Raw genomic sequence first — 17188 nt, 5'->3', positions numbered from 1 at the left:
AAGGTGTCTAATATGTCAGAGATTAATATTAAAAAAGTATGTTGGAATGGTGAGGTTTTATCATTTCAGGTCATTAAAGGCAATTTGAATGATTTGCACTTTTATTTAGTACAAGATGAATGTATCAAGGTTAAGATTAATGTAACAATTGATGAAAATGATGTTCATATACCTGTCCAAGAATTAATGACACATGAGGCAGGAGATTGGAAAATAATGGCGAAAAATCATAATAAAGATCAAGAATTCAAGCTGGAATTTCACGGACCTTCAGTACCTAAAAAGATGATTTTTTTGAAACCAATCCATTATGCCTCTCAAGAGAAAGCTATAGTGCCATATACAACCAAAAAACGTGGGTTATGTATAAAAGTATCAACACCCATTTTATTAGAAGAAGCATTATTTTTAAGTTACAAAAAGTCTATAACAATTACCAGTATAATAGATAAAAAGGATTTTGTTTTATTAGTCTTGAGTCAAGAAAGTCTGGATTTTATGAACGAAGCCCATCATTACGAAATCGTATATTCCGAGAATATGGTCAGTTTAAAGAAAGACGCTATTATTTATTCAAAAAAAGAAAAAGGGTTTATGCTAAACAAGCAAGTGAAACAATCTGGTGCCTATTTTTTTCATATTCAGTTCATTAACAATCATGTAATTGAAAAGTATGAGCCTTATATCAATTTTAGCTCCTTTGATCAAGAATTGAATTCAGAAAGAGACATATACAAATACAGTATTACGGATAGGTTTGTACTACAAATAAGAGAACAAAGCACAAGAGACCATTTAGAGATCATAAAGGGAAACCTGTCACTAACAGATTTTTATATGGATAATAGGGATCAAACAATTACGCTAAAATGTCAAGATACAGAGATGCTTGAACACTCCTTACTTTATCTAAAACATAGAGGAACCTCGAAGCGTATTAACCTTGATTTTAAGGTTGTGTATAATCAAAATCATCCTTTAATAAAAGTGGGTACACATCAATTTGATGAAGAAGAAATCCAAAATACTCGCTGGGATTTATATGCAGAAAGAAAAACAGATAAGTATATAGAGCTATTAAGAGTAGGCCTTTACAATGCAGGGTCAATAGATCAAACAGATAAATACATAGGTTACCATCAAATAACGCAAAATCAATCAGTTATACCTTATATAACAAAAGCGAATGAAGTTAGTTTTCAATTTGCTACAAAAAATCATTACTACAAGAATAAACATCCACTCAATATATCTGTAAAGAAATTATCAATGAAGCAGTCACACTTAATAATTAAGCTTGATGTTCGTAACGAAAAGAACTTTGATCTGAAGATATCGGGTTTAGATTTAGTGTTAAGATCTGATCATGAGAAGAAATTTCGCATTGAGAGTCAAGATGTAAAAGCAAAAGGAGATTTATTACGCTCGACATTTAGCATTGATTTACTTAACTATCCGTTTGAACAGTTTTATTGGGACCTCCATGTAATAGTCGAAGTAGATGGCAAAGAAATTAGTTTACGTTTAGCGAATGATAACTTACTCATTAATAAAAAATTGAAGCATTTTATGTTTAAACATTCTGTTCAAGATAAATTTGGGTATGTCATTTATCCTTATGTAACCATGAACGGGGGAGTGAGTTTGACATATAGGCTAAGAGGGGATCATGAAGATCGTCCTGACAAATGGAAAGAATATCTTGCCTTTTTTACCTATCATGTGTGGTTTAAATTCTTTAATCGAAAAAAAATTTGGTTAGTGCATGAAAAATACAGTGAGACTGCTCAAGATAACAGTTTTTATTTCTTTAAATATGCGTATGAAAATCATAATGATAAACAAGTATACTACGTAATAAAGAAAGGCACTGCAGATGAAAGCAACGTGAAAGCCTATATGGATAGAGTTGTATATTTCATGTCGTTTAAGCACTTACTTTTACTGATAGCAAGCAAATTAATCGTTTCTTCTGAAGCTAAAGGACATGGCTATGCTTGGAGAGTTTCTCAAGGTGTTATAAAAGAGTATTTAAATGAGAAAAAATATATATTCTTACAGCATGGCGTTTTAGGGTTGAAAAAGGTAGACAGCACGTTTAATTATAATACAGCAAATACCGCTGAACTTTTTGTTGTGTCATCAGATTATGAAAAAGAGATTGTTAAGCATTATTTTGGTTATAAAGAAAAACATATGATGGTTACTGGTTTGCCTCGCTGGGATGTATTAAGAGATCGCTCTCATGAGTCTAACGAGAAAGAAATCTTCTTCATGCCGACTTGGAGAAATTGGCTAGAAGAAGTCACAGAGGATGAGTTTATTAAATCCGATTATTATAAATCCTATAATGAATTACTTAATTCAAGGAAACTTTATGATTTGCTAAAGATGAACAATGTAAAGCTAAATTTTTACGTTCATCCTAAGTTTATGCCATATGTAAAAAGCTTTGTTACAGAACATAAAAATATAAACATCTTGGCGTTCGGAGATGCAAAGGTCAATGATCTCTTAATGAGAGCTAGTCTGTTAATTACTGATTATTCCAGTGTTGCATGGGAAATGTATTATCAGAAAAAACCAGTCGTTTTCTTTCAATTTGATAGAGATAAATACAATTATTATCAAGGTGCCTATATGGATTTAGAGAAGGATTTGTTTGGAGATGCTTGTTATGATGTAAGCAATCTTGTAAGTGTATTATCTCACTACATGAAATCAGGGTTTAAAGAAAAAGCGGAATTTGCTACTATGCGAAGTGACTATTTTAAGCATATCGACAATCATAACAGTGAAAGAATCTTTCAAGAGATTCTAATAAAAGAAAAAGAAATTTATCAAAGAAGATCTCTTTTTGAAAGAATAAAGAAAAATGATTTGATTAAAACCGCTTGGAGAAGGTATAAAAAAATACCTACAGTAAATAAAGTCGGGAAGTATATTATTTCTAAAGCAAAATAAAAAAATTAAGACCCATTCGAGAACATTGAATGGGTCTTTGTATCCTTATAAATTAAGCGAATTACTAATAATCCAGCCTTCTTGATTATTCACTTTGATCTTTATGAAGCCAGATTTCTCTTCTAAAACGTCTACCTCTTGACCTTCCGATAATTGAACTAAGGTCTCGCTTTCACTGTCTGCAGATAATAAAAGAGACGTGTCAGTTAGCAAAGCGTAATGAGCTGAGTTAAGTTCTTTAATATCATTTGGCTCTTGCTCGACAGTGTTCGTAGCGCGATCCTCATTGATTTCCTCGATAGTATGATCGTTGTTCTGTTCGATTTCTTCATCTGATGATCTCTTATCCATCTCAGGTGCATCAAAAATCTCTTCACCTAAATTTTCATCAACATCCGTGTCATGAGAATTGTCCAATTCGTCAACAGCGTTCATTTCTTTGTCAGTATCAACAGAAGATGTTTCATCAACATCCGTGTCATGAGAATTGTCCAATTCGTCAACAGCGTTTATTTCTTCGTCAGTATCGACAGAAGATGTTTCATCAACATCCGTGTCATGAGGATTATCCAATTCGTCAACAGTGTTTATTTCTTCATCATTATCAACAGAAGATGTTTCATCAACATCCGTGTCATGAGAATTGTCCAATTCGTCAACAGCGTTTATTTCTTCGTCAGTATCGACAGAAGATGTTTCATCAACATCGGTGTCATGAGGATTATCAAATTCGTCAACAGTGTTTATTTCTTCATCATTATCAACAGAAGATGTTTCATCAACATCCGTGTCATGAGGATTATCAAATTTGTCAACAGTGTTTATTTCTTCATCATTATCAACAGAAGATGTCTCGTCAACATTGTTCTCATCCGTATTTGTGACTGCATTTTGAGACGAGTTGCTTGTCTCGTCTTCATCGGAAATGCTGGCGACTTCCTTTTCTGTAGGTGTATTTTCTTTTGATGAAGGAGAACTAGATATATCCGTTTCTACATCGTTTGAATGTTCTTGAATAAACATTGGTCCCATTAGTGAGCGAGACATGGCTTGTATGCTAGGCGCTGCTTTTCTTTCGGAAACATATTGCGCAGAAACCCAACCCGTTTGCGAACCAACCTTAACTTGATGCCAGCCACTCTCTGTCTTCAAAATTTCAACCGCTTGTCCTTTATTTAACGTCGTTAGAACGCGATGAGACGTGCCAGCACCAGAACGAAGGTTCACGCGAGCAGTTGTTTCACCGGCTTTGGATACAGTAGCCTCTTGAGACGGAGCTGCTTTGTCCATTGATAGAAATTCAGCAGAGACCCAGCCTGTTTGATTGCCAGCTTTGACTTGGTACCAGTTGCCTTGTTTCTGAAGAAGCTCAAGTTTCTGTCCAACAGGTAGCGTTGTCAGAACGCGATGAGATGTTCCCGCGCCAGAACGAAGGTTTAAGCGAGCCGTCGTTGTAGCAGAACCAAGAGAAGGGTTACTGTTATCGACGTTGTTGCCACCACTTGTTTGAATGAATTCAGCAGAGACCCAGCCTGTTTGATTGCCAGCTTTGACTTGGTACCAGTTGCCTTGTTTCTGAAGAAGCTCAAGTTTCTGTCCAACAGGTAACGTCGTTAGAACGCGATGAGACGTGCCGGCGCCAGAACGAAGGTTTAAGCGAGCTGTCGTTGTGGCAGAACCAAGAGAAGGGTTGCTGTTATCTACATTGTTGCCACCACTTGTTTGAACGAATTCAGCAGAAACCCAGCCTGTTTGGTTGCCAGCTTTGACTTGGTACCAGTTGCCTTGTTTCTGAAGAAGCTCAAGTTTCTGCCCAACAGGTAACGTCGTTAAAACACGATGAGACGTGCCCGCGCCAGAGCGAAGATTTAAGCGAGCTGTCGTTGTAGCAGAACCAAGAGAAGGGTTACTGTTATCGATATTGTTGCCACCACTTGTTTGAACGAATTCAGAAGAGACCCAGCCTGTTTGGTTGCCAGCTTTGACTTGGTACCAGTTGCCTTGTTTCTGAAGAAGCTCAAGTTTCTGCCCAACAGGTAACGTCGTTAGAACGCGATGAGAAGTGCCGGCGCCAGAACGAAGGTTTAAGCGAGCTGTCGTTGTGGCAGAACCAAGAGAAGGGTTGCTGTTATCAACATTGTTGCCACCACTTGCTTGAACGAATTCAGCAGAGACCCAGCCTGTTTGATTGCCAGCTTTGACTTGGTACCAGTTGCCTTGTTTCTGAAGAAGCTCAAGTTTTTGTCCAACAGGTAGCGTTGTTAAAACACGATGAGACGTACCCGCGCCAGAACGAAGGTTTAAGCGAGCTGTCGTTGTAGCAGAACCAAGAGAAGGGTTACTGTTATCGACGTTGTTGCCACCACTTGTTTGAATGAATTCAGCAGAGACCCAGCCTGTTTGATTGCCAGCTTTGACTTGGTACCAGTTGCCTTGTTTCTGAAGAAGCTCAAGTTTTTGTCCAACAGGTAGCGTTGTTAAAACACGATGAGACGTACCCGCGCCAGAACGAAGGTTTAAGCGAGCTGTCGTTGTTGCAGAACCAAGAGAAGGGTTGTTGTCTCCAACGTTTTCGTTTGAAGTTGAAACGAATTCAGAAGAAACCCAACCCGTTTGATTGCCAGCTTTGACTTGGTACCAGTTGCCTTGTTTCTGAAGAAGTTCAAGTTTCTGACCAACGGGTAACGTCGTTAGAACGCGATGAGATGTGCCAGCGCCAGAACGAAGGTTTAAGCGAGCTGTCGTTGTAGCAGAACCAAGAGAAGGGTTGTTGTCTCCAACGTTTTCGTTTGAAGTTGAAACGAATTCGGAAGAAACCCAACCCGTTTGATTGCCAGCTTTGACTTGGTACCAGTTGCCTTGTTTCTGAAGAAGCTCAAGTTTCTGACCAATGGGTAACGTCGTTAGAACGCGATGAGATGTGCCAGCGCCAGAACGAAGGTTTAAGCGAGCTGTCGTTGTGGCAGAACCAAGAGAAGGGTTACCGTTATCGACGTTTTCACTTGAAGTGGAAACGAATTCAGAAGAAACCCAACCCGTTTGAAACCCGACACGAACAAAGTACCAGTTTCCTTCTTGTTTAACAATTTGTACGGTTTGTCCTTTTGACAAGGTTGTCCGAATCGAACTAGATGTATTTGGTTGGCTACGAAGATTCAAGCGAGCCGTTGTTTTTCCTTCTGCAATAACATCTTCATCAATCTCATCAATTTGATCTTCGCTGTCTTTTGCGATTGACAAAAATTGTTCGGAAACATAGCCTTCCACATTCCCAGCTTTAATTTTGTACCATTGACCAGACTTTGCGATCAGATCAACCTTTTGGTCTTTATTTAGCGTTGTTACAATGGAATGACTTGTTCCAGGACCTGTTCGCACATTTAAACGAGCGGTTGTCGTTCCGTATGTATTTGGTGGTAATGGTTCTAATTCATTGTCGTTTTGTTGGTTGCCACCAGGCTGGTTATTATAGACAGGTAATGAGAACTGTAAATTATAATTGTCAACCATCCCATATAGATTCGCCATTTGATGGGTTTGTTTAACCGCCCAACCTACATCGGTAGCGTACTGGTGTGTCCCTGGAGTAGAGGGGTTCCAACGCATTTTGTATAATGTGGTTTGGCCACGCCCAAAATAATTATTAGATACAAAGCGAGAACCACCAATAATGGCATCTTCAGGCGTAAACCAACCTTGGTTATACGCATAACGAGCGCCTGCTTGAACTGCATTGCCATCAAAGGCACCGATTCCGTACATATTATAAACGGTTCTTCCGTTGTACTGGACACCACGTGCTAATTGAGAGCCGCCATTTCCTGTTTCCAAAAGGGCATGAGAGATCAAATAAATTTCATTCACGCCATGCAACTTACTCGCATTTATAAAAGTTTGCCCATGGCCAGACAAGATACCTTTATTGGACAAAAGTTGTGAATTGATTGCTTGTGCACTTAAACCAGCACTAGAAGTCAAATCAAGGAATTGTAGATATGAGGATGTTCCTTGACTGAAATTGCTTGGATTCATGTAGTACGCAACATCATTTCTAGATGCATTTTGCCAACGACCATTTTTGTCAGTTTGGGGGGGAGCAGAAAGGCCCATTTGCCGGTCGACTGCGTCGCTGAATGAAATAGGGTAGTGATTCTCGACAACGTTGTAAGAGTTGGCCAATGTTGTTTGAAGAGGCAGAGCCGTTGCGATGAGCGTTAGTGCGGAGGCTGAGCCACTTGTGATCAAAATCTTCTTCTTTATGATAAACACCTCCAAAAATTTGTACCTCAACTATATTATCGAATGAAAAGTTTCATATATTAATAGAGTTGAAGTATTTTTTGCAATATCTCGTCGAATGCAGAGATATCCTGAAACTATACCACTTATTATAAAGAATAAAACCTAGTTACGAAGTCCTGTTTTTGAATTTTCGACAAAAAAAAAGACTAGACTCTTGTCTAGTCTAACGAATCGTTAGTTGATGTCTCTAATGTTGAATCACTTTCTACCGGAAGTTCTAAATGTTCTCTTAAAGTATGCTGCACCTCTATTAATTCTTCTTCTACTGCGTCCTCGTACCAAATATTATTTCCATAAATATCTTGGCGCATATGACCATCAGTTTGAAGCTGCAATGTCTCAATTGAATCAATTGATGAAGCATAGCCGTGTAAGGAGACGATATTCCCGAACGTTAAGTCCATCTGTAGATTGTTTCCAATTGCATCGAAGAATTCATTAAAACGTGTGATACTAGAGAATGAAGCTGTGCGGTCAATGATCGATTCAATTACTTGTTGCTGACGAATTCCTCGGCCTTTATCACCGCCACCCTCAGCAGACTTTCGTTCTCTTGCATAAGCTAGAGCCATTTCTCCGTCCATATGAGTAGGACCTTTTGTGAAATCAAAATCAACATCACGGCTTTTTTCATTAAAGCTAAACTCGTAAGTGACGTCCACTTCGATCCCATCAAGTGCATCAATAATGTCAACAAGGCCGTCAAAACGAGCTAAGCCATAATGATCGATTGGAATATCTAGTAAATTCTCTACCGTATCAATTGCCATGTCAATGCCACCAAAAGCATGAGCATGATTAATTTTATCGTAAAAAGGCCCTTCAGTATAACCAATGATTTCCGTATACGTATCGCGAGGTATACTTGTTAATTTAATTGAACGATCTCCTTTGTTAAATGTTGCAACAATCATTGTATCTGTTCGTTCTCCACCACTGTCGCCATCCCGGAAATCACTTCCTAGAATAAGCATGGAAAAGTTATCTTTCCCAACATCAACAGGTTGAACGCGCAACTCTGATTTATCACCACGATTTAATCCTTGGTAAGCACTTGCCGCGGTATCATTCAATTGATTAACAATATACCAAGCCCCTGTGCCAACTGCGAGTAAGCCAACAAGGGCTGTGAACAAAGCTGTTTTTAGTACAAATCTCTTCTTCTTTTGTTTTCGGCGACGTTTACGTGTTTCCTCCATTACGCCAATCCCTCTTTTCAGTTCGTTTATAAAAATAAATGTGTTCTATTCCAAATTAGAATTATATCATAAACGTTACATAAAAATGTCACTGAATTATAGAAAAAAGCTGTCAGATCTTCTGACAAGTTCTACCAAGTGTGATGCAGAATTTGTCAGTATAATAAATGGGAAAACCAGTAGCTAGTACTAACAAAGAAAAAAGCAAAAAAATAAGAATATACATTATTCTAGGATATGTTATACTGATTGGACGAAAATATCGAAAATTAAGTAAAACTCTAAATGAAAGTCACATTTATCTAAAATTTCTATTGCTTTACCTGAATCAGTCTTATATACTAACAATAACTTTTACGAAAAAATGAATAAATCAGAACTTTCAATAATGAATTCGTAGAATGAAGTTTACATTCATGTTGGGAAATAAGAGAGTGATAACCAAATGGAGAAACTTGACGCTTTAGATTTTAAAATATTGGATTTATACCAAAAAGACGGAAAATTCACTTACAGTCAAATCGCTAGGCAACTCAACGTTAGTGAGGGTACGGTAAGGCAGCGATCAAAAAAAATGGTACATAACGGTGTGTTTGATTTTATTATTAAAATTGATCCAAGCAAACTAGGCTTATCGGTAAAGGCAATTATCGGTTTAAGTGTTGCAATAGGTAAGCAAGACGAGGTTGGGAAATGGCTCGCATCGTTTCCTGAAATTTTATGTGTGGATTCTGTTTCTGGCTATCATCATTTTATTGTACAAGCATATTTGAATAGCAATGAGCATCTCATTGATTTTATTAACGGAACATTAGCAAAATCCCCTGCTATCTTAGCCATGGACGTTAGTATTCAATTAAAAGGTTACAAAGACTCGATTGATTACTTGTTAACTAGTAAAGACGGAAAATCAATTATCTAATTAAAACAACAAATGACCGAGTAGGGTGGGCATAATGGAAAATAACAGATTATTAGAAATTAAGGGATTAAAAACATCATTCCGTATAAAAGATGATTATTACGCGGCAGTAGACAACGTATCACTTGATGTTAATAAAAATGAAGTCCTTGGAATTGTCGGTGAATCAGGATCAGGTAAGAGCGCACTAGGTTTTTCTATTTTAGGTCTACACCCCAAAAATAATTCTGAAATTGAGGGTGAGATTAAGTACAAAGGTGAAGATATTCTTAAAGTCTCCGAAACAAGGTTACAAAAATTGCGAGGTGGAGAGTTAGGAATGATCTTCCAAGACCCTATGTCTGCTCTAAATCCGTTAATGATTATTGGTAAGCAGATTGAGGAGTCTTTAATTCTACATACGAAATTGTCAAAGGCTGAGCGTAAATCTAGAGTGTTAGAGCTCTTACAGCAAGTTGGGATAGCAAGGCCAGATGTTGTATATAACCAATACCCCCATGAATTATCTGGTGGTATGAGACAAAGAGTGGTCATTGGAATTGCTATTTCATGTAATCCAGCATTCTTAATAGCAGATGAACCAACTACAGCGTTGGATGTAACAATTCAAGCCCAAATTTTAGGGTTAATAAGTAAATTGAAAAATGAACTAAATAGTGGTGTTATTTTAATTACGCATGATTTAGGGGTAGTAGCGGAGATGGCTGACAAAATAGCAGTTATGTACGCTGGACAAATCGTTGAGTTAGCGCCAGTCGAAGAGTTATTTGAAAATCCTAAACACCCATATACTCGATCTTTGTTGCAATCAAATCCAACAAACAATATTGCCAAAACAAAGTTACATGTTATTCAAGGGGTTGTTCCTTCTCTAGCAAATTTGCCAAGAACAGGTTGCAGGTTTGCAAGTCGTATTCCGTGGTTAAGTGAATCAGCTCATGAAGAAGATCCTCAGCTGCACGAAATTTCGCCTAATCATTACGTTCGTTGCAGTTGTTATAAAACATTTGATTTCGCGCCGAAAGGGGAAGCAACAGATGGGGTTTTTGGAAATTAAAGATTTAAAGATACACTTTCCTATCAAGGCAGGTATCTTAAAAAGAACCATCGGTCATGTCAAAGCTGTGGATGGTTTAAATATTAATCTTGAAGAAGGAAAGACTTATGGATTGGTTGGTGAATCTGGCTCTGGAAAAACGACAACAGGGCGAGGAATAATTGGCTTGAACGATATTACATCTGGTCAAATTTTTATTGACAATAAAGAAGTAACTAAGCGCAATATGAAAAATTTTAGACGAGATGTTCAAATGGTCTTTCAAGATCCATATTCATCATTGAATCCAAAGAAACGGATTTTAGACATAATTGCAGAACCGTTTAGAAATTTCGAGAAATTGTCTAAGTCAGAGGAGCGAAAAGCTGTTCAGGAGTTACTAGAAAGGGTAGGTATCAGTCCTGACAGTATTTTTAAATACCCTCATGAATTCTCAGGTGGGCAAAGGCAACGTATAGGAATTGCTAGAGCAATAGCGTTAAAGCCAAAATTAATTATCGCTGATGAACCAGTATCTGCATTAGATGTGTCAGTTCAAGCGCAAGTTTTAAATTTTATGCAAGACATTCAGAAAGATCTAAACTTGACTTATTTCTTTATTAGTCATGACCTAGGTATTATCCGTCATATCTGTGACCATATCGGAATTATGTATAAAGGTAGATTTGTAGAAGAAGGAACACCAGACGATATATTTAATAATCCGCAACATATCTATACAAAACGATTAATCGCTTCAATACCAGACATAGATCCTACAAAGAGAAAGGAAGTTCAGAATACAAGAAGATTAATAAATGAGGATTATGAATCAAATACTAAAAATTATTTTGATAGTGAGGGTCTTGCGCACCCCTTAAAAAAAATATCTAATACACATAAAGTTGCAATACCGGAAAGAGGTTAATTATGTGGAAATTTATAATTAGGAGAATAATAATTGCAATTCCGCAACTTTTTTTCTTGAGTTTATTAGTTTTTATATTAGCAAGCCAAATGCCTGGTGATCCTTTTACAGGAATGATCGATCCAAGCATTACAGCAGAGAGACTAGAAGAGATGAGAGAGATTCATGGTCTTAACGATCCGTGGTATGAGCAATATGGACGCTGGATATCCAGTGCTGTTACAGGTGATTTTGGACAGTCATTTAGATATAAGATGCCTGTTACGGAGTTGATTGGTGATCGATTATTAAATACAGCAGGTCTTGGGTTGTTAACCCTAATATTCTCATATTTAATTGCAATTCCTTTAGGGATTGTTAGTGGGCGTTTTAATGATACGTGGGCTGACCGTGCAATTGCAGGATATACATATGTAGGATTTGCGGTTCCAAGTTTTATTTTCGGATTAATAGCATTGTTCATTTTCGGTTTTCGATTGGACTGGTTCCCAGTTAGTGGTAGTGTATCTCCGGGTCTTACTGCTGGAACATTAGAATATTATATAAGTAAAATCTATCATATGACCTTGCCGGCGCTATCTTTAGCACTTATTACTACAGTCGGTACAGTTCAATATTTGAGAAGTGAGATTATAGATATTAAGCACAAAGAGTTTATTCTAACTGCTAAAGCAAAAGGTGCAAGTGAAAATAGAATCTATAATAAGCATATTTTTAGGAATTCCCTGCTTCCTATTGCGGCTTTTTTTGGATATGAAATAACAGGTATACTTGGTGGTTCTGTCTTCATTGAGAGAGTATTTAGCTTTCCTGGCATTGGGGATTTACTCATATCTTCAATAAATAATAGAGACTATAGTGTGGTAACCGCTCTGTTATTGCTTTCAGGATGTTTAGCTGTAATTGGAACAATGCTCTCAGACATTATATTAAGTATGGTAGATCCAAGAATTCGTATTAAGTAAGAGGTGGGAATTTAAATGGAAACTCAAAAAAACATGCAAATAGATCCAAATAATGATTCTGCCATCAAAACACCGTCTGGAGCTAAAGTTATACTTGTTGAAATCTTAAAAGATAAGGTAGCGTTATTCTCGGCGATTCTTCTCTTTTTAATAGCTGCATTTGTATTTGGTGTTTCGATTATTTTAGATCAAGATCAAATTGTTACTGTTGATTTATTAGCAATATTTGAACCGCCATCATCAGAGTTTTGGTTAGGGACCGATCATGGTGGCCGTGATGTATTTGGTCAGTTAATTATTGGTACCCGTAATTCTTTACTTATCGGGATCGCTGTAACAACTTTGTCCGGTTTAGTAGGTTTAGCAATGGGATTGTTAGCAGGATATTTTGGTGGTCATACAGACAATGTCATTATGAGAATAGTAGATTTCTTTTTAGTGCTACCTACAACGATGATTATTATTGCTTTTGTAGCGGTAGTTCCTAATTATTCTCTACTGCAATTTACACTAATTATGTCTGCATTTATTTGGATATCAATGGCTAGGTTAATTCGATCAAAAGCATTACAACAAAGTGAACTAGAGTATATACAAGCAGCAAGAACTTTAGGGACACCGCACTATAAAATAATATTTAGTCATTTGTTACCAAATCTTAATTCAATTATTATCGTAAATCTTACGTTAAGTTTGGCAGCAAATATTGGGATAGAAACAGGGCTTTCATTTTTAGGCTTTGGCTTTCCAGAGTCAACTCCTAGTTTAGGTACATTAATGAGTCATGCAACAAATCCTCAGATTTTCGAGCTGCGCCCATGGGTATGGTTACCCGCATCAATTTTAGTTTTGATTTTGATGCTGTGTATAAATAATGTTGGTCAAGCATTAAAACGTGCGACTGACGCAAAACAAAGAAGAGGTTAAAAGGAGGAGCAATTATGAAAAAGTTTTTACAACCTAAATTTTATTTAGCACCTACACTAGTTGCTGTGTTAGCACTTGCTGCATGTAGTGATAATGGAGATGGTGGATCGTCTGAATCGAGCGGTACTGGAGAAGAGGGTGGTTCAGAAGAGACAATTGAAAATGAAGATGGCGTATATTCTTTAGATGATTTTGAGCCAACAAAAACTGCTGACGGAGACCCAATTGAGGGCGGTACATTAAATGTAGGTATCGTAACGCCATCCCCATTCGAAGGGACGCTAGATTGGCAACACTATTCTATTTCAACAGATGCTGATATCTTAGAGTTCTTCAGTGAATCATTATTTAAGATGGATGAAGCCTTTAACATTACCGATGAAGGAGCAGCAACAATTGATGTATCGGATGATAATTTAACTTATACAATTACAATTAAAGATAATGTTAATTGGCATGATGGAGAGCCTGTAAAAGCAGAAGATTTTGTATTTGCTCATGAGGTTATTGGCCATAAAGATTACGATGGTGTACGCTATGATGCTTCCTATAGAAATATAGTGGGGATGGAAGAATACCATAATGAGGAAGCAGATGAGATTTCTGGTCTAAACATTATTGATGAAAAAACAGTTGAATTAACGTTTAAAGAAGCCACGCCTTCATTAATGAGTGGTGGGATTCATTATTACGCAATGCCGAAGCACTACTTTGAAGGTGTTGAAGTAGCTGATATGCCAGCATCTGATCAAGTACGTCAAGAGCCATTAGGTTATGGACCATTTGTCGTTGAAAATATTGTACCTGGTGAGTCTGTCACCCTATCGAAAAATGAGGATTATTGGCAAGGGGAACCACTTGTTGATGAGGTTATTCTTACTGTCGTAAACCCGGATGTGGTTGCAGAGTCATTAAGTTCTGGACAAATTGATATGGTCACAACATTCCCAGCGACTCAGTTTGCTGATAATGCGGATATGAGTAATGTTGATTGGTTAGGTCGTACTTCTAGATTTTACACGTATACAGGATTTAAACTTGGTACATGGGATGCTGACGCTGGAGAGGTAGCGTATGATCCAGATTCAAAAATGGCGAATCAATCGTTACGTGAAGCGGTTCGCTTAGCGGTAAATTATGAAGAGTTAGGAAATCGTATGTATAATGGGCTAAGATATCCAGCGACTACGGTTATTACTCCTTACCATGCTCTTTACCATGATGATAGTAATCCTGGGTTTGAATATGATCCAGAAAGAGCGAAAGAGTTATTGGCAGAAGCAGGCTATGAAGATTTAGATGGAGATGGCTTTGTCGAAGACCCAGATGGTGAGGAACTCGTTATTACGTATGCAGCTCGTCAAGGTGATGCAACGGCAGAAGCAGTTGCAAATTATGAGATGCAAGCGTGGAGAGACATTGGTTTAAATATTGAGTTGCTTGAAGGGTCTCTTACTGAGCCAAACGCATTTTACGATCGAATTGAAGAAGATGATCCGGCAATTGATATGTATACAGCTGGTTGGGGTGTAGGTTCTGATATTGACCCATCTGGACTGTTTGGTCCACAGGCTATGTTTAATTACCCAAGATATACAGATGATACTTTAGAGGGAATCTTAGCAGATGGGCTGTCAGAAGAAGCTTTTGATCTTTCTTATCGTCAAGATGTATATAACGAGTTTCAGTCATATATAAATGAAGTTTTGCCTTTAGCACCGACGCTTTACCAAATTGATACGTTTCCGGTTAACAATCGCGTGAGTGGAATCTCATATGAAGTTGGAAATAATGATTATGGCTGGCACACCGTTCAATTAAATGATGAAAATGCAGCTGTAGATGAATAAGAAAAAGAATGGGGAGCATATGCTTCCCATTCTTTTTTACCCTATCCGCTTATCCACCTGGGGCAAGCGCCATTTATAATGAACCGTAAGCATACGCATAACAATAATCATTACGAATAATACATATTGCATAATCGGATGGTCGAACCCGAGTCCGATAATAATACCGCCCATTAGAGCCCAGCCTGCGTAAATGTCGCTGTGAAGCACCATCGGCTTTCTTCCAGCCAGGACATCACGGAGGATACCGCCTCCTACTCCTGTTAGCACGGCGGCAAGCATCATCGCAAAAATGGATTCATTTGCGGTTTTTGCAAAAAGGGCGCCTTGTATCGCAAAAGCGGATAGGCCGACTGCGTCAAAGAAGACGCCCCAGCGATCCCAAAGCTTAAATAAAAAAGCGGGTAGAAAGAATAGTGTAGTAATAAGCAAAAACGTAATAATAAATAAAGACGTCTGACTCCAAAAAGCTGAAACCGGTATGCCAACGACGATGTTTCGAATCATTCCACCGCCAAAGGCAGTGATAAAGGCTAATGTATAGACGCCAAATAAATCATATTTTTCTTCAAATGCGACAATTGCTCCTGATAAGGCAAATGCAATTGTGCCAATAATCGTAAAGATTTCCCAAGTATCCAATGAACGTCCCTCATTCTTATGTTGTCATATGATATGATAGTGACAATAATCAGGAAAGTAAAGGGGTTTTTTAGGATGAAACCAATCATTTTAACAGGATTTGAGGCTTTCCTTGACCATGAAGCAAATCCAAGTCAGTGGGTAGTAGGCGAGCTAGATGGAAAGACGGTTAATGGCGTGACCATAAAGGGAGAAGTACTGCCTGTTTCGTTTAACCGAGCTAGTGAAACATTAGCACGTATCGTGGAGGAAACGGATCCTGCGGCTGTTGTCATGCTAGGGTTGGCAGGGAATCGAACTGCGATCTCTCTTGAACGAGTTGCGATTAATATCATGGATGGACCAGGCGATAATGATGGGGTTCAAATGAAAGATTGCGTAATAAAGGAAGAAGGACCGGCTGCGTATTTTTCAACGTTGCCTTTACGAGACATGGAAGCAGCGATCCTTCCGTTTGACGAGAGTGTGTATGTGTCAAATACAGCTGGTACATATGTGTGTAATGCGTTGATGTACGAAACGCTTCACGAGATGAAGCGAAAGAATGAAATGGTCCCTGCTGGTTTTATCCATATTCCGATTACGAATGAAATCAAACAAGGTATGCCCCTATCCAATGATCAGCTTTTGCAGGCGATTGAGGCATCGATTCATGCACTCGTTTCTCACGTATCAGCGTCTGTTTCTAAATAGACGCTTTTTCCTTGTTTCGTTTCGCTTTGCCCGTTTGTTAATTCTGTCATCCACTCGTGATAGGCTTCAACGTTGTTCGCTTCAACATATACATGGATGGTAACAAGGTCCGCGTATGTGATCTCTTTTAATGGATAAAGAGACTGTCGAACTTCATTTTCAATTTTTCCAAGCCATGTATAATCAATCGTTGTTTCCATTGTATAGCAAAGGGTGCGATTCACAACGCCAACGTGATTTAAGCCCTCACTTACGGAACTACCGTATGCACGAATGAGTCCACCTGCTCCTAATTTAATCCCGCCAAAGTAACGAGTCACAACGACAGCCGTGTTTTTAAGACTTCTTTTCTTCAAGACTTCTAGCATAGGTACACCGGCTGTTCCACTAGGCTCTCCGTCATCATTTGCTTTTTGAATGAGATCTTGTTCACCAATTAGGTAAGCAGAGCAATTATGCGTGGCATTCCAATGCTCTTTTTTGATTTCTTGAATGAAGTCAAGCGCTTCTTGTTCTGTTTTTGTCCGTTTGAAATGAGCAATAAATCGCGATTTTTGAATGACGATTTCGTGATTACCACGCTCTTTAACCGTTTTATAGTTCTCTAGCAATGGGTTCCCTCCATTATAATTTTTATATTTTTACATATTGGCGAAACCGTGATGTAATACTGGTCTGATAGTATAGGCGATATTCTCTACTACAGAGAAAAAGATCCCGTTCTTTTACGATATTCGTCTTTCTTTCTCCATCGGATAGT

General features: G+C 38.0%; 12 protein-coding genes. 8 read left to right on the top strand and 4 right to left on the bottom strand.

Features of this window, described 5'->3' with window-relative positions; all coding sequences use genetic code 11:
* Nucleotides 1-12: 12 nt before the first annotated feature.
* Nucleotides 13-2964, top strand: a complete 2952-nt coding sequence (locus ABC361_RS15535; RefSeq protein ID WP_413074790.1) for a CDP-glycerol glycerophosphotransferase family protein — start codon at nucleotides 13-15, stop codon at nucleotides 2962-2964.
* A gap of 45 nt (nucleotides 2965-3009) precedes the next feature.
* Here ABC361_RS15535 and ABC361_RS15530 read toward each other — a convergent pair whose 3' ends face one another.
* Together ABC361_RS15530 and ABC361_RS15525 are read right to left on the bottom strand one after the other, a co-directional pair.
* Entirely contained in the window at nucleotides 3010-7233 is a 4224-nt protein-coding gene (locus tag ABC361_RS15530; protein ID WP_413075787.1) for an SH3 domain-containing protein, read from the bottom strand.
* Nucleotides 7234-7424: 191 nt separating this feature from the next.
* Nucleotides 7425-8465, bottom strand: coding sequence for an LCP family glycopolymer transferase (locus tag ABC361_RS15525; RefSeq protein ID WP_413074789.1), 1041 nt, complete (start codon nucleotides 8463-8465; stop codon nucleotides 7425-7427).
* Between the two features lie 445 nt (nucleotides 8466-8910).
* Here ABC361_RS15525 and ABC361_RS15520 point away from each other — a divergent pair, with 445 nt between their 5' ends.
* From ABC361_RS15520 to ABC361_RS15495, 6 genes are read left to right on the top strand one after another with little or no spacing between them, the layout of a single operon-like run.
* Complete coding sequence (locus ABC361_RS15520) at nucleotides 8911-9387, top strand: Lrp/AsnC family transcriptional regulator (RefSeq protein ID WP_413074788.1); 477 nt, start codon at nucleotides 8911-8913, stop codon at nucleotides 9385-9387.
* Nucleotides 9388-9421: 34 nt separating this feature from the next.
* Nucleotides 9422-10444 carry an ABC transporter ATP-binding protein gene (locus tag ABC361_RS15515; protein WP_413074787.1) on the top strand — a complete coding sequence of 341 codons (1023 nt, stop codon included), beginning with the start codon at nucleotides 9422-9424 and terminating at the stop codon, nucleotides 10442-10444.
* Nucleotides 10425-11351, top strand: coding sequence for an ABC transporter ATP-binding protein (locus ABC361_RS15510; protein WP_413074786.1), 927 nt, complete (start codon nucleotides 10425-10427; stop codon nucleotides 11349-11351). Before ABC361_RS15515 ends, ABC361_RS15510 begins: the two co-directional genes overlap by 20 nt.
* Nucleotides 11352-11353: 2 nt before the next feature.
* On the top strand, nucleotides 11354-12316 hold the full coding sequence (opp4B, locus tag ABC361_RS15505; protein WP_413074785.1) for an oligopeptide ABC transporter permease: 963 nt from the start codon (nucleotides 11354-11356) through the stop codon (nucleotides 12314-12316).
* A gap of 15 nt (nucleotides 12317-12331) precedes the next feature.
* Nucleotides 12332-13243 carry an ABC transporter permease gene (locus ABC361_RS15500; RefSeq protein ID WP_413074784.1) on the top strand — a complete coding sequence of 304 codons (912 nt, stop codon included), beginning with the start codon at nucleotides 12332-12334 and terminating at the stop codon, nucleotides 13241-13243.
* 14 nt (nucleotides 13244-13257) lie between these two features.
* On the top strand, nucleotides 13258-15093 hold the full coding sequence (locus tag ABC361_RS15495; protein ID WP_413074783.1) for an oligopeptide ABC transporter substrate-binding protein: 1836 nt from the start codon (nucleotides 13258-13260) through the stop codon (nucleotides 15091-15093).
* Nucleotides 15094-15129: 36 nt separating this feature from the next.
* Here ABC361_RS15495 and ABC361_RS15490 read toward each other — a convergent pair whose 3' ends face one another.
* Nucleotides 15130-15735, bottom strand: coding sequence for a trimeric intracellular cation channel family protein (locus ABC361_RS15490; protein ID WP_255223795.1), 606 nt, complete (start codon nucleotides 15733-15735; stop codon nucleotides 15130-15132).
* A gap of 75 nt (nucleotides 15736-15810) precedes the next feature.
* Here ABC361_RS15490 and ABC361_RS15485 point away from each other — a divergent pair, with 75 nt between their 5' ends.
* A complete protein-coding gene (locus tag ABC361_RS15485; RefSeq protein WP_413074782.1) occupies nucleotides 15811-16428 on the top strand; it encodes a pyroglutamyl-peptidase I in 618 nt (205 codons plus the stop codon).
* On the opposite strand, the gene ABC361_RS15480 is transcribed toward ABC361_RS15485, so the two are convergent.
* Entirely contained in the window at nucleotides 16401-17039 is a 639-nt protein-coding gene (locus tag ABC361_RS15480) for a YigZ family protein (RefSeq protein ID WP_413074781.1), read from the bottom strand. The two genes, ABC361_RS15485 and ABC361_RS15480, sit on opposite strands and share 28 nt — an antisense overlap.
* Nucleotides 17040-17188: the final 149 nt, after the last annotated feature.

This window comes from Shouchella phoenicis, from assembly GCF_047238345.1.
In the GTDB taxonomy this organism is placed as follows: Bacteria; Bacillota; Bacilli; order Bacillales; family Bacillaceae_D; genus Shouchella.
The sequence above is the reverse complement of the archived record's forward strand: the minus strand, read 5'-3'. Positions and strand labels throughout refer to the sequence as shown.

Bases quoted from the DNA above. Each gene is read 5' to 3' on its own strand.
- ABC361_RS15535 (WP_413074790.1), top strand. From the start codon at position 13: ATGTCAGAGATTAATATTAAAAAAGTATGTTGGAATGGTGAGGTTTTA.
- ABC361_RS15520 (WP_413074788.1), top strand. From the start codon at position 8,911: ATGGAGAAACTTGACGCTTTAGATTTTAAAATATTGGATTTATACCAA.
- ABC361_RS15500 (WP_413074784.1), top strand. From the start codon at position 12,332: ATGGAAACTCAAAAAAACATGCAAATAGATCCAAATAATGATTCTGCC.
- opp4B (WP_413074785.1), top strand. From the start codon at position 11,354: ATGTGGAAATTTATAATTAGGAGAATAATAATTGCAATTCCGCAACTT.
- ABC361_RS15485 (WP_413074782.1), top strand. From the start codon at position 15,811: ATGAAACCAATCATTTTAACAGGATTTGAGGCTTTCCTTGACCATGAA.
- ABC361_RS15525 (WP_413074789.1), bottom strand. From the start codon at position 8,465: ATGGAGGAAACACGTAAACGTCGCCGAAAACAAAAGAAGAAGAGATTT.
- ABC361_RS15515 (WP_413074787.1), top strand. From the start codon at position 9,422: ATGGAAAATAACAGATTATTAGAAATTAAGGGATTAAAAACATCATTC.
- ABC361_RS15495 (WP_413074783.1), top strand. From the start codon at position 13,258: ATGAAAAAGTTTTTACAACCTAAATTTTATTTAGCACCTACACTAGTT.
- ABC361_RS15510 (WP_413074786.1), top strand. From the start codon at position 10,425: ATGGGGTTTTTGGAAATTAAAGATTTAAAGATACACTTTCCTATCAAG.